Annotated in this window: 13 protein-coding genes and 1 tRNA gene; 10 read left to right on the top strand and 4 right to left on the bottom strand. The window is 44.6% G+C overall.

The window, feature by feature from the left end:
- The first annotated feature begins 273 nt into the window (after positions 1-273).
- On the top strand, positions 274-1,848 hold the full coding sequence (locus B5X60_RS05520) for a glycosyl hydrolase family 18 protein (RefSeq protein ID WP_079701613.1): 1,575 nt from the start codon (positions 274-276) through the stop codon (positions 1,846-1,848).
- A 315-nt stretch (positions 1,849-2,163) separates the two neighbouring features.
- Here B5X60_RS05520 and B5X60_RS05515 read toward each other — a convergent pair.
- The 4 genes from B5X60_RS05515 to B5X60_RS05500 form a co-directional block, all read right to left on the bottom strand.
- Positions 2,164-2,235, bottom strand: a tRNA-Arg gene (locus B5X60_RS05515).
- Between the two features lie 57 nt (positions 2,236-2,292).
- Positions 2,293-3,393, bottom strand: a complete 1,101-nt coding sequence (gene ychF, locus B5X60_RS05510; RefSeq protein WP_079701612.1) for a redox-regulated ATPase YchF — start codon at positions 3,391-3,393, stop codon at positions 2,293-2,295.
- Positions 3,394-3,680: 287 nt separating this feature from the next.
- The gene (locus B5X60_RS05505; RefSeq protein ID WP_079701611.1) at positions 3,681-4,010 is read right to left on the bottom strand and encodes a DUF3276 family protein; all 330 of its coding nucleotides are present in this window, start codon (positions 4,008-4,010) and stop codon (positions 3,681-3,683) included.
- 158 nt (positions 4,011-4,168) lie between these two features.
- Complete coding sequence (locus tag B5X60_RS05500) at positions 4,169-5,953, bottom strand: ABC transporter ATP-binding protein (protein WP_079701610.1); 1,785 nt, start codon at positions 5,951-5,953, stop codon at positions 4,169-4,171.
- Positions 5,954-6,515: 562 nt separating this feature from the next.
- Between B5X60_RS05500 and B5X60_RS05495 the strand changes: the two genes are divergently transcribed.
- From B5X60_RS05495 to B5X60_RS05460, 9 genes are all read left to right on the top strand, one after another.
- Complete coding sequence (locus tag B5X60_RS05495) at positions 6,516-7,604, top strand: Glu/Leu/Phe/Val family dehydrogenase (protein WP_079701609.1); 1,089 nt, start codon at positions 6,516-6,518, stop codon at positions 7,602-7,604.
- A gap of 30 nt (positions 7,605-7,634) precedes the next feature.
- Positions 7,635-8,582, top strand: coding sequence for a transcription antitermination factor NusB (gene nusB, locus B5X60_RS05490; RefSeq protein WP_079701608.1), 948 nt, complete (start codon positions 7,635-7,637; stop codon positions 8,580-8,582).
- Between the two features lie 7 nt (positions 8,583-8,589).
- Positions 8,590-9,051 (top strand): DUF1573 domain-containing protein, encoded by a 462-nt coding sequence (locus B5X60_RS05485; protein WP_079701607.1) that lies wholly within the window; start codon positions 8,590-8,592, stop codon positions 9,049-9,051.
- A 27-nt stretch (positions 9,052-9,078) separates the two neighbouring features.
- Complete coding sequence (gene yajC / locus B5X60_RS05480; RefSeq protein WP_079701606.1) at positions 9,079-9,363, top strand: preprotein translocase subunit YajC; 285 nt, start codon at positions 9,079-9,081, stop codon at positions 9,361-9,363.
- Positions 9,364-9,445: 82 nt separating this feature from the next.
- The gene (locus tag B5X60_RS05475) at positions 9,446-10,393 is read left to right on the top strand and encodes a CdaR family protein (protein ID WP_079701605.1); all 948 of its coding nucleotides are present in this window, start codon (positions 9,446-9,448) and stop codon (positions 10,391-10,393) included.
- Positions 10,393-10,992: a dephospho-CoA kinase gene (coaE, locus tag B5X60_RS05470; RefSeq protein WP_079701604.1), complete on the top strand. Its 600-nt coding sequence runs from the start codon at positions 10,393-10,395 to the stop codon at positions 10,990-10,992. The genes B5X60_RS05475 and coaE overlap by 1 nt, the downstream gene beginning before the upstream one ends.
- A complete protein-coding gene (locus tag B5X60_RS05465) occupies positions 10,982-11,929 on the top strand; it encodes an MBL fold metallo-hydrolase (protein ID WP_079701603.1) in 948 nt (315 codons plus the stop codon). The genes coaE and B5X60_RS05465 overlap by 11 nt, the downstream gene beginning before the upstream one ends.
- Complete coding sequence (locus tag B5X60_RS18225; protein ID WP_170878385.1) at positions 11,923-12,081, top strand: DUF5522 domain-containing protein; 159 nt, start codon at positions 11,923-11,925, stop codon at positions 12,079-12,081. Before B5X60_RS05465 ends, B5X60_RS18225 begins: the two co-directional genes overlap by 7 nt.
- Positions 12,082-12,091: 10 nt before the next feature.
- A complete protein-coding gene (locus B5X60_RS05460; protein WP_079701602.1) occupies positions 12,092-12,541 on the top strand; it encodes a MarR family winged helix-turn-helix transcriptional regulator in 450 nt (149 codons plus the stop codon).
- The last annotated feature ends 110 nt before the right edge of the window (positions 12,542-12,651 follow it).

The following is a 12,651-nucleotide window of genomic DNA, read 5'->3' as shown; positions in this document are numbered from 1 at the left end:
AAATCAAAATTATGGATTTAGCGGGAATTATTGAAATTGATCAGATACTCCAAGGAAATGAAAGCTCCCTGCAACAACCTGCTGTTTTTTTATTCCCGCACCTATAGGAATTTCCCCTGCGTTCATTGTATATTTATTTATCTATCAGTTATTTCCAGTTAAACCTTAAACCCCGGCCTATGAGTTGAACCCAAGGAACCACGAAATTAACGCGCTTCTCTGCATGAATTTGCAAGAATGTTAAACGAATTAAACTAAACCACCTACTCAAACATGAAACTAAAAAACATTACCTATGGCATACTGTGTCTGCTCATCATCTCGTCCTGTCAGAAAGACTTTACCCCGGCTGAACCGATCCTTGAGGCCGGATCCAAAAGCCAAAGCACAGAAACCAAGATTTCCGCGCTTGGCGATAACAACATGAAGATTGTTGCTTACTTTCCTTCCTACCGCGATCCGGCAGGCGTGGCAGCAAGTAAATACCAGCTCATCACTCACCTGTATTATGCTTTTCTTAGTCCGAATGCCGATGGCACGCTCCAGGCCCTGCCTAACCCGGCCTATTTTAACAGTGTAATTGCTACAGCCCGTGCGAACGGTGTGAAAGTGGGGATCTCTGTCGCAGGAGCCGCCAACCTGAAACTTGCCTGTGCAAATGCTGGTACGCGGAGCACACTGGTGACAAACCTGGTGAACTTTGTGACAACGAATAACCTCGACGGGCTGGATATGGACTGGGAATTTCCGCGGACCACCGACGGAACCGACCTGACTTATTCGGCTCTCATGCAGGAGTTATCGACAGCACTTCATGCACAGGGTAAATACCTGAGCGCAGCCCTTACTGCGGGTGTTTATGCGGGTGCTGTGCGTGATGCGATCCGCACAGAGGTATTCGGGTATGCCGATTTCTTTAATATCATGAGCTATGATGGCCTCGGCTGGGATCCGGCAGAGCCTAACCAGCATGCCTCGTATAATATGGCGGTTGCCAGTTTAAACTACTGGGCTACTACGCGGGCGATGCCTAAAGAGAAAGTAATATTGGGATTTCCGGCTTACGGAAGAAGCAATGCGACTTCAGCATCGGCTACCTACAAAGACCTGGTAGCTGCGGGTGCGAGTACCAGCGGAGATTACTTCACGTATAATGGCTTTCCTTATGGATACAATGGAACGACAACCATTACCAACAAATCAAACCTGGCGAAAAGCGTAGGTAATGGGGTAATGATTTGGGAATTGTTCCAGGATTCGAATGGCGGTACCAATCTGTTGCAGGCTGCCAAAACTGCGCTAGGTATCGGGAATAACCCGGTCGGGATATTTGATGGCTTTGAAAGTGGTGTGGGTCGTTTTACACGTGCCCCTACCTATAGCGGCACTACAGTAGGACTGGCGACTACCTCGACACTTGCGCAGGCTACCGGTTCTGCGCATGGCGGCACAGGCACCCTTAAAGCAACTCTTAACGACAATACTTCAATCACCACCCCCTGGAAGGTACGTTTGCTTTCCGGCGACGGAACTCCGGCAAACAATATCGCCACAGCAAAAAATGGCATCGTTTATTTCTGGCTTAAAACCAGTACTGCACGTCCGGGAGCAACTGTTCGGGTATGGATAGACGATAGTGACGGCACTTTACAGTCTCCGGCCATCGCCGTCATCAACGACGGAGCATGGCACCGCTATGCATGGAACCTGAACAACTTCGGCGGTACTCCTGTCAGCACTGGCAATAACGTGGTTGACGCAATTAATGTCACGGTTGATGCGATCATTCTTGAGCAGGCTAATACCTCTATTCAGTGGACGGCGTTTATTGATGATGTAGGGAATTGAGACTGAAGTCGGAGGTCTGAAGTCGGAGACTAAACGCTGTGATAACTTTAGCGCAGAGTACGCGCAAAGATCGAAGAGGCATATCGGGGAATCAATGTTATCACGGGTCGCACTTTGCGTTCTCTGCGAAAAACTCGTCCTCTGTGGTTTTAATTCGCTGTGCATTTTAATCAGCGTTCTCCGCGTTAACCTTTGCGCCCTCTGCGTTTAAACCTTGTCGGAAATCCAGTCAGACCTCAGACCTCATACTTCCGACCTCCGACTTCTGACCTCCAAAAAAAGCCCTCCCGATTTTTCAGGAGGGCTTTTCTTTTGTGCACCCTAAGGGATTCGAACCCCTATCTTTGGTACCGGAAACCAAAATTCTATCCGTTGAACTAAGGGTGCGGTTATTTGGTGTGCAAACTTAGGAAAAAAGAAGGAAAGGCGAAAGAAATGCTTTACCTAGACATTAAACCTGAAATGCATAATATCTCCGTCCTGCACGATGTAGGTTTTGCCTTCCACGCCTAGTTTACCAGCTTCCTTACAGGCTGCTTCCGATCCGAGGTTCACAAAATCATCGTACTTAATTACTTCAGCGCGGATGAAGCCTTTTTCAAAGTCGGAGTGGATCACTCCGGCTGCCTGTGGTGCAGTAAATCCCTGAGTGATTGTCCATGCCCGCACCTCCTGAACACCTGCTGTGAAGTAAGTTGCAAGGTTTAATAGCTTGTAAGCAGCACGGATGAGCTTGGTAACACCCGATTCGGTTAAGCCAAGGTCCTCGAGGAACATCTGACGTTCTTCATAGCTATCAAGAGAAGCAATTTCAGCCTCGATCTGTGCTGAGATGACAAGCACTTCAGCATTTTCTTCTTTCACCGCTTCGCGCACTTTGTCTACATAGCTATTGCCGGAAACAACAGACTTTTCGTCTACATTACAAACATACAGCACCGGTTTTTCAGTGAGGAGCCAGAGGTCTGCGATAAATTCGCGGTCTTCAGGACTGATAGGAGCGGTGCGTACCGATTTGCCAGACTCCAGGTGAGCCTTTACAATGGTACATACCTCGAAGGTCTTCTTTGCATCTTTATCGCTGCCGGTCTTAGCCATCTTCTCAACCTTCTGAATCCTTTTAATGATGGCATCAAGGTCTTTCAGCTGCAGCTCGGTATCAATGATTTCCTTATCGCGGATCGGATCAACAGAGCCATCCACATGTATCACGTTATCATCATCAAAACAACGCAAAACATGAATGATTGCGCTGGTTGCACGGATATTTCCAAGGAACTGGTTCCCTAGTCCTTCACCCTTGCTCGCACCTTTTACCAGTCCAGCTATATCAACGATCTCGATTGTATTCGGTTGAACCTTTTGCGGTTGAACGAGTTCAGCCAGCTTGGTTAAACGCGGATCAGGGACAGTGATTACACCTATATTTGGTTCGATGGTACAGAACGGGAAATTCGCCGCCTGCGCTTTCGCATTTGATAAACAATTAAACAATGTTGATTTGCCTACGTTTGGGAGGCCAACTATTCCGCACTGTAATGCCATATTTGAGTTGAGAGTTGAAAGTTGAAAGTGACTGAAAGTTGATTACTTGTTGGGCTTTAGGCTTTAGGCGTTAGGTCCACTTATAGCCTATTACCTAGCACCTAATGCCTTATGCTTATTGAGTATTAGGTTTAAGCGCTTAGGTTGGACCTATTGCCTAAGACCTAACGCCTAATTTCCCGCAAAGATAGAAATCAATTCCGATCTTTTTAAATACGCCTGAGTTTTGGGCAATAAAAAAGCCATCCATGTTAGTGGACAGCTCAGTATATAGTTTGTTAAATGTCTTATACCTCGAAGGAGAAGTCGTCTTCTATTTTCGCGGTTTCAGGGTGATGATCTGAATATTCGTAACGTTTTTCAACAACTTCCTGATTTGCTTTGATATAATCAATGGTTTCTTTCAAGCCCTCAGCGAATTTTTCGAAGTCTTCTTTGTAAAGGAAGATCTTGTGTTTAATAAATACTCCGTCTTCTAAACGTTTTTTACTTTCTGTTACAGTAACATAATAGTCGTTTGAGCGTGTAGCTTTAACATCGAAAAAATAGGTGCGCTTCCCCGCTCTTACCTTTTTTGAAAAAACCTCTTCTCTTTCTTTGTTGTCGAAATCTCCCATTGTTTATTTTTTATGTTGGGGTAAATATAATAGATATTCGCAAAGTAACAAATTGATTTTTTTTTGATAGGGGGAGGATTAGGGATTAGGCTTTAGGTATTAGGGTTTGAGGTATCAGGCCTTAGGCGTTAGGTACGCACGCACCTAATGCCTAAACCCTAAACCACCTGTTCCTCCAGCAGCTGCTTTTCGTAGAGCTCGAAGTAGATGCCTTTTTTTGACATCAGCGACCGGTGACTGCCTTGTTCCATGATCTCACCACCTTCGATGACTAGGATCTTGTCGGCGTTCTTAATGGTAGAAACGCGGTGGGCGATGAGTATACTGGTCTTATTTTTCATTACGCGCCCGAGGTTATTAAGGATCTGCTCTTCGGTGCGGGTATCTACAGCTGAAAGACAATCATCAAAAACAAGGATCTGAGGTTCTTTGATAATGGCCCTGGCAATAGACAGGCGTTGTTTCTGTCCGCCAGACAAAGTAATTCCCCTTTCACCGATCAGGGTTTCAAATCCTTTTTCGAACTCCACGATATTCTGGTACACAGCGGCATTTTTCGCAGCGGCTTCTATTGTTTCCTGATCCGGGGCGGAGATGCCGAAGGCAATATTATTCTTAATACTGTCGGAGAAAAGGAATACTTCCTGCGGAACAAAGCCGATCTGTTGGCGGAAACTGTTCAGGTCAAGTTCCCGCAGCGGTTTGCCGTCGATAAGAATCTCGCCGCTATCGGTATCGTACATGCGCATGAGCAGGTTGGCGATGGTTGACTTCCCCGAGCCTGTGCGTCCAATGATTGCGACAAATTCCCCGGGTTTGACTTCAAAGGATATGTTCTTGATGGCCTGTATTCCAGTATCGGGATAGGTAAAACTGACATTTTTAAATTCAATATGTCCGCTGATCGCTGCCGCTTGAGAGCGCGGCGAGGTAATTTCTGGTTTGGTATGCAGGAATTCATTGATCCGCTTCTGGGATGCTGCAGCCCTTTGGATGAGTGAAGTTACCCAGCCCAGCGACATCACAGGAAAAGTCAATTGGTTGACGTAAACAATAAACTCGGCGATGTTACCCGAACTGATGGTACCGTTCATGACTTCGATGCCGCCAATATAAACTGTGATGATGGTGCTTAGTCCGACGAGCAGTAATATCAAGGGAAAAAATAATGCCTGTACTTGTACGAGAGCCATCGACTGGGATTTGTAATTTTCGCTTTCCACATCAAACTTTTCGCGGACATCGTCTTCGCGGACATAGGCCTTAATTACCCGTATTCCAGAAAAGGTTTCCTGTACAAAGTTGGATAGTGCTGACAGCTGCTCCTGGATCTTCTCGCTGCGGTTGTTGATCATCGTGTTCACAAAGTAAATAGTGATAGCAAGGAGAGGTAAAGGAAGAAGGGAGTACAGCGCCAGTTTGGCGTTGACGCTAAACATGAAGGCCACAATCATGATAAAAAGTACCACAGTATTAATGGTATACATGATTGCCGGGCCGAGGTACATGCGCACCCGGCTGACATCTTCTGTGACACGGTTCATCAAATCGCCGGTATTATTCCGTCGGTAGAAGGCCATGGAAAGCTTTTGGTAGTGGTTATAGATCTCGTTCTTGAGATCGTATTCAATATGCCGGGACATCAGTATGATGGTCTGCCGCATAAAGAAAAGGAATATCCCGCGCAGCAAGGCAAGCATCAACACAATGGCGCCAAAGAGCATGAGGGTGTAACCAAAAATTTCGTTGATCACATCCTGGCGGTCGAAACCGCTGAACAGCCTGTAAACGGTAATATTTTCGCTGACGAGGTCGAACGAAATTTGAATTACCTGCGCAGGAAGTACGCCGAAAATATTGGAAATTATCACGAAAAGGATCCCAGGAATAAACCTCCAGCGATACTTGTAGAAAAACTTATTAAGGTAGGCGAGATCCTTCATTGTGATTGTTAAGCAAAATTAGAGAGAATTTGTGAGATTGTGGTTGCTTCGCTCCGCATTAGAAGAGGTTCCTCCCTTCGGTCGGAATGACGATGTCTGGTTTAGAAATAAGAGATTTCTCCTCGCTGTGACTTTTAAAGATAAAATTGATGTGTGCTGGCTCGTCGAAATGCCCTAAAATTAACGTTGGAGCCGTATTTCGACGAGCGACCCGTCTCAATAAATTTAGGGGATACGTGCTGCGAGGAGAAATCTCTCTTTTAAACACGGGGTTCGTCATTCCGACCGAAGGGAGGAACCTATATATTCTTCATTGCTTGCTTGTCGGCCTGCCGAAGGGAGGAACCTATACGTTAGCCATTGCTTCCCGCCTGACCGAACATTTAAAAACCCGCAAGACCCGAAGGTGGTCGTATGTTTATAGCCATCACATATAACCGTCCTCCCGACTCCGAAGGCGGTCGAATGAAAAAAAATGATGCACATGTGGCCACCTAAATTCTCTTGTCCCACCTTAATATGGAATTTTTACTACTTTTGTCCCATAAAGCAAGCAATCCGTATGGCGTTATCTCAGTTTGATGAACAATCCGTCTTTAGTAAGCTTGAACAATCAGGGCATCAGAAAATCGTTTATTGCAGTGATCCGGGCACGGGACTGAAAGCGATTATTGCCATACATGATACAACACTTGGGCCTGCATTGGGTGGGACGAGGATGTTCGCTTATAAAACTGAAACAGAGGCATTGAACGATGTTTTGCGTCTATCGCGGAGCATGACTTACAAGGCAGCCATTACCGGCTTAAACCTTGGCGGGGGTAAAGCAGTTATTATCGGCGACAGCAGGCTTCAGAAAAGTGAGGCTTTGATGCGCAGGTTTGGACGTTTTATTGAAAACCTCAACGGCTCATTTATAACGGCTGAGGATGTAGGTACCAGTCCGAAAGACATGGAATACATCCGGATGGAAACGAAATATGTTACGGGTATTCCTGAATCCATAGGAGGCAGCGGAGATCCTTCACCGGTAACTGCCCGCGGGGTATTTATGGGAATTAAGGCTTCGGTAAAGGAGTTTTTCGGTAATGATAGCCTGGCAGGGAAATCGGTTGCCGTGCAGGGTATCGGGCATGTGGGAGAGATCCTGGTTGGTTTGCTGAGGAATGAGAATGCTAAGGTTTACATCAGCGATATTAACGAGGAGCGACTGGGGCAGGTAGCGCAGAAATATGGCGCTGAGGCGATATCGACAAACAAACTCTTTGATCTGGATATCGATATTTATTCACCATGTGCACTTGGTGCAACGGTAAATACTGAAACTATTAACAGGCTGAAATGTTCCATTATCGCAGGATCGGCAAATAATCAGCTGGCGGATGAGGAGGTTCATGGTAGGATGCTGCTTGAAAAAGGTATTTTATATGCTCCGGATTACCTGATCAATGCCGGCGGTTTGATCAATTGTTATTCGGAAATAGCTGGGTTCAATAAAAAGAAGACGCTCCAGATGGCTGAGAATATTTACGAGGCGACGCGAAGAGTACTAAAGAAATCAAAAGAAGATAATATCCCCACCAACGAAGCGGCGAATAAGATCGCTGAAAAGCGGATTGAGGATATTAGAAAAATAAAAGCTGCCTGGTAATCAGGCCAAATTAATAAATCGTTCTTATACATGTTAAATAGAAGGCACCTGCGGGTGAAAGCGTTACAGGTATTATATTCCTACCAGCAGTCGGAAGTGAAAGATGTGAAGCCTTTTGAAAAGGCTTTGCTTCAAAGTGTGGATAAGGTATATGAAATGTACGTATGGTTGCTTTCTTTGCTGATTGAAGTAGCTGATTACAGTGTTATTGATGTGGAGGAGCGAGCGAACAAGCATTTACCATCTGAGGATGATCTGAATGCAAGCGATATGCTAAAGAACAATCTTTTCATTGCCTCGCTACAGCAGAATCAGGAATATATCGCGGCTGTTAAGAAGTATAAGATATCCTGGGATTTCGATCCGGAAATCGCAAAGTCGATATTTTCCAGCCTGAAAACCAGCGCTGAATACAAAGATTTTATGGCGCTGCCGGAGCATACCATTAAATCCGACAAGGATGTAATCAAATACATCTTTAAGAAGCTGATCCTTAAGTCGCCGGGAATTGAGCAGGTCTTTGAAGAAAAATTCATCAACTGGCCGGTAGATAAGGACGTGCTGCAGGCGCTGGTTGCTAAAACATTCAAGAATTTTTCAAGTGAGGATCCTTCACAGAACGAACTGGCTCAAACCTGTCCGAACTGGGATGAAGACCGGCCCTTCATTGTCGACCTGTTCCATAAGGTAATAGCCTTTGAGAATGAATATCAGGAGCTGATTTCACAAAAGACAAAAAACTGGGAAGCTGAGCGGATTGCGGTGATGGATATCCTCCTGATGCGTATGGCCATTGTTGAACTGGTTCACTTTTCGTCCGTTCCGGTAAAGGTAACGATGAACGAATACATTGAAATAGCAAAAGAATTTAGTACCCCGAAAAGTAATTCGTTTATAAACGGTATTTTAGATAAAATTTTAGCCGATCTCAAAGCAAAAGGAAAAGTTCGAAAGGTTGGCAGAGGACTTATAGAATAAATTAAACATGAAGAAGATCATTTTATCCCTGGCTTGCGTGGCCGTATTGGCATCATGCAGCAATCAGGAAAAGCAAACCGCAGCAACAACAGAAACACCAGCCGTAACCACAGCAGCAACAACAGAAACTGCCCCTGCAGATGCTCCGGTTTTTAAATTCGTAAAGGAGTCGTACGATTTTGGCCAGATCACTGATGGTGAAAAAGTGTCTTATGACTTTAAATTCAGTAATACAGGCAAAAGCCCGCTGATCATTACCAGCGCAACAGCGACTTGCGGATGTACCGTTCCGGATTATCCGAAGGAGCCGGTTGCTCCGGGTGCAGAAGGTGTAATCCGCGTAGTATTTGATAGTTCAGGTAAATTAGGCATGCAAAATAAGGTGATCACGATAACTGCTAACACTGTACCTGAAATTACCCAGCTTAATATTTTAGGGAACGTGGTTAATGCCACCACAGCCAAGTAATTATATTTTTATTTAGACAATTATACTATGCAACAAGTCGGGCAATTTTTACCAATGATCCTCATCATTGTGGTATTTTATTTCTTTATGATAAGACCACAAATGAAAAAGGCAAAAGATCATAAAAAATATGTTGAAGAATTAAAAAAAGGGGATAAGGTTATCACGACTTCCGGAATTCATGGCAAGATCGTAGATATGAACGACACTACTTTTTTGATTGATGTAGACGGCGGAACGAAAATTCGCTTTGAGAAGTCGTCAATTTCTTTGGAAGCATCTCGGGCATTAAATACGCCTTCTGTTAAATAGTCAGGCTCATAAATATTGAATGGCGCCGCTTCATTTTGAGGCGGCGTTTTTATTTGACTAAATTTGAGGATATAAATCTGGTATGCCCTTTATTAAATTCAGCCAAAGCGAGCGGCGGCGAATTTCATTATTCTTTATTTGCCTGGCGGTTGCCCTGGGGGCATGGCTGTTTTTTGCATTATCCAACAGCTACGTGTATCAGGCGCGTACAGTGGTTCGATTTGTCAATTTTCCGCAGAACAAGGCTTTTCATTCCCTGCAGTCGGATACTGTAAAACTACAGATAGAGGGGACCGGATGGCAATTGTTGTTCTCGAAAATGCGTATTAATCCCCGGTCGGTTGATATTGACCTCAAGGACCTCAATAAGCAAACTTTTATCAATTTATCTGACCAGTTAGGGTATATAAACCGGCAGTTCAGCTCCACGCAAAAGATTGTCTATGTGCAGCCGGATACCCTTTATTTTGATTTCTCGTCGCGAGCGATTAAGAAGGTTCCGGTGGAACTGGTTAGCGATATCAAGTTTGTAAAGCAATACGGAATATCAGATGATGTCAAAATAAATCCTTCATATGTTACGGTTACTGGTCCTAAGGAAGACCTTTCCAAAATCACCGTGTGGAAAACTGATACGCTGACAGCCAAGAATATTTCCCGAAGCATCAGCTCAAAGCTGGCATTTAAGCATCCTTCGATGGCGAATATTAACATATATCCTTCATATGCAGATGTGAAGATCCCGGTTGAGGAATTTACAGAGAAGATGGTTGAGGTCACGATCAAAGTGCAGAATAACCGGAATTACCAGGATGTTAAATTACTTCCTGAAAAGGCGAAAATCAGGTTCATGACGGCGCTGAGCAATTATTCTAAAATAGACCGTGATTATTTTGAAGTGGTTGTCGACCTGGATAACTGGACGCAGAAATCCTACAATCAGCTGCCCTTGAAGATTGCCAAATTTCCAGATTTTTGCAGGCTGATCAGTATAGAGCCCCAGGCGGTAGATTTTATTATTCAGAAGTAATGTTGAAGATAGGTATAACTGGTGGAATAGGAAGCGGCAAGACCACCATATGCCGGATTTTTGAGGTATTGGGCATTCCTGTTTTTTATGCGGATAATGCAGCAAAGTCGGTGATGCATTCGGATGCCTTGCTCCGCCAGGATATCATTAAAGGTTTCGGCCAGGAGTCGTATTTCGAGACCGGCGAGCTGAACCGGAAGCATATTTCTTCGATCGTTTTCAACGATGCCGAGCAGCTTGCGAGGCTAAACGCGCTTGTCCATCCGGCCGTGTTCAGGACATTTGATACGTGGGTGGCCCTGCAGAGTAATGTGCCCTATGTTTTAAAGGAAGCTGCGCTGCTGTTTGAAAGCGAGTCCTATAAAATGTGTGATCGCTCCATCCTGGTGAAATCCCCCGAAGCATTAAGAATTGCCCGCATTATTGCACGGGATAATATAACAGCAGAAGAAGTACGATTGAGAATGAACAGGCAGTTCTCTGATGAAAAGAAAGAGAAGCTGGCCGATCATATTATTATAAATGATGAAGATCTGCTTTTGATTCCGCAGGTACTGGAACTTCATCAGCATTTTTTAAGTCTATCTGATGATCATTGACGATTTCCTGGTGTTGAATGAGAACGGCTTATATTGCAGGACCGGTAAGTTCTACCTTGATCCGGTAAAACCAGTCACACATGCTGTTATCTCTCATGCCCACGGGGATCACGCTGTTAAGGGTAACGATACCGTTTATTGCACGGCGCCTACCGAGGCTATTATGCGCCATCGTTATCAGAAGAACGCGGGCAATGATTTTATTAATTATTCCTTTAATACGCCATTTGTGCTGGGAGGGGTGAAGATCACTTTCATTCCGGCCGGTCATATTATTGGTTCCGCCCAGGTGTTGATGGAGTACGAAAATGTGAGGTACCTGTATACCGGAGATTATAAGCTTCAGGATGACCCAACCTGCGAAAAAATGGAGTTTGTCCCCGCAGATGTACTGATCACCGAAACTACCTTTGCGGATCCCGCCGTTCAGCATCCTGATGCCGGCGAAGAAATCCGGAAGTTAAACGACTTTAATCACAACGTTCTTCTGGGATCATATTCCCTTGGCAAAGCCCAAAGACTGATCAGTCTCATAACGGAACATTGTCCGCAGCGTTCAGTGCTGGTGCACCATTCTATTCTTCCGCTCAATAAGATATATGAGTCATTCGGTTATCATCCCGGTAAATATGAGCTCTACACTCGTAAGTCGATGAAGCAAGCGGGGCAAAATCTCGTTTATATTGTGCCGCCACTAACATTTGACAGTTATATCCGTGCGAAGAATGTGGTCAGGGCTTTTGCATCGGGATGGAAGCGCTTGCAGGTAAATAATGGCCTGGAGCTTTTAATATCGGACCATGTTGACTGGAACGATATTCTTTATATGATGGGTCAGGTTAAACCAAAGGAGGTATGGACCCTGCACGGCAATGGCAAATATCTTCGTGAGCATTTCATAAACCAAATACCCGTTAAATTGTTGAACGCATGTTGATTGAGAATGTAGATTATTATCTTGATGAGCACGGAAATCTTGTTTTTACTGAAAAATATCATTTGAAAAGAGGATATTGCTGTAAGAATAAATGCAGGCACTGTCCGTGGAAATACGGTCAGGAAAAGGAAGCTAAGTCACCTGAAAAGTGACCATTAACATATGGAAATAGAAAAAGAAATATTCAGCAATAAGTTTGAAGACAATCATCAGAAGGCGATTGTGAACCTGATCTATACCTATGGATGGATCACGAATTTGCTGAAGCGGAAGCTCAATAAACATAAGATCACTTTGCAGCAGTACAATATTCTGAGGATCCTGCGCGGGCAAAGTCCAAAGCCGGCAACCATAAACCTGCTTAAGGAACGTATGCTCGATAAAATGTCCGATGCTTCCCGAATTGTCGAGCGTCTGGTACAAAAAGACCTGGTACAGCGCTGCGTCAATGACAAGGACCGGCGCGCTGTCGACATCCGTATCAGTCAGACCGGACTGGACATTTTAAAGAAGCTGGATAGCGAGCTTTCGTCGAAGGATATATTAGGCGGGAATATTAGTGATGAAGAGGCGGGAGTGTTGAGTGGGTTGTTGGATAGAATGCGAGGGTAAGGGGAGTTATACGTCGTACGTTTTACGTTGTACGTTTTCTAAACGCTCTTTAAAGTTGTACGTAATACGTTTGTAAGTGATACGTCATACGTTTTCTAAACGCTGTGCAA

The sequence above is a fragment of the Daejeonella lutea genome, from assembly GCF_900168015.1.
Taxonomy (GTDB): Bacteria; Bacteroidota; Bacteroidia; order Sphingobacteriales; family Sphingobacteriaceae; genus Daejeonella; species Daejeonella lutea.
This window is presented reverse-complemented; position numbering and strand designations above follow the sequence as displayed.

What these genes read in the sequence shown, in the direction of transcription:
- B5X60_RS05460 (WP_079701602.1), top strand. Translation starts at nt 12,092, where the DNA reads ATGGAAATAGAAAAAGAAATATTCAGCAATAAGTTTGAAGACAATCAT.
- nusB (WP_079701608.1), top strand. Translation starts at nt 7,635, where the DNA reads ATGTTAAATAGAAGGCACCTGCGGGTGAAAGCGTTACAGGTATTATAT.
- coaE (WP_079701604.1), top strand. Translation starts at nt 10,393, where the DNA reads ATGTTGAAGATAGGTATAACTGGTGGAATAGGAAGCGGCAAGACCACC.
- B5X60_RS05500 (WP_079701610.1), bottom strand. Translation starts at nt 5,953, where the DNA reads ATGAAGGATCTCGCCTACCTTAATAAGTTTTTCTACAAGTATCGCTGG.
- B5X60_RS05485 (WP_079701607.1), top strand. Translation starts at nt 8,590, where the DNA reads ATGAAGAAGATCATTTTATCCCTGGCTTGCGTGGCCGTATTGGCATCA.
- B5X60_RS05465 (WP_079701603.1), top strand. Translation starts at nt 10,982, where the DNA reads ATGATCATTGACGATTTCCTGGTGTTGAATGAGAACGGCTTATATTGC.
- B5X60_RS05495 (WP_079701609.1), top strand. Translation starts at nt 6,516, where the DNA reads ATGGCGTTATCTCAGTTTGATGAACAATCCGTCTTTAGTAAGCTTGAA.
- yajC (WP_079701606.1), top strand. Translation starts at nt 9,079, where the DNA reads ATGCAACAAGTCGGGCAATTTTTACCAATGATCCTCATCATTGTGGTA.
- B5X60_RS18225 (WP_170878385.1), top strand. Translation starts at nt 11,923, where the DNA reads ATGTTGATTGAGAATGTAGATTATTATCTTGATGAGCACGGAAATCTT.
- B5X60_RS05475 (WP_079701605.1), top strand. Translation starts at nt 9,446, where the DNA reads ATGCCCTTTATTAAATTCAGCCAAAGCGAGCGGCGGCGAATTTCATTA.
- ychF (WP_079701612.1), bottom strand. Translation starts at nt 3,393, where the DNA reads ATGGCATTACAGTGCGGAATAGTTGGCCTCCCAAACGTAGGCAAATCA.
- B5X60_RS05505 (WP_079701611.1), bottom strand. Translation starts at nt 4,010, where the DNA reads ATGGGAGATTTCGACAACAAAGAAAGAGAAGAGGTTTTTTCAAAAAAG.
- B5X60_RS05520 (WP_079701613.1), top strand. Translation starts at nt 274, where the DNA reads ATGAAACTAAAAAACATTACCTATGGCATACTGTGTCTGCTCATCATC.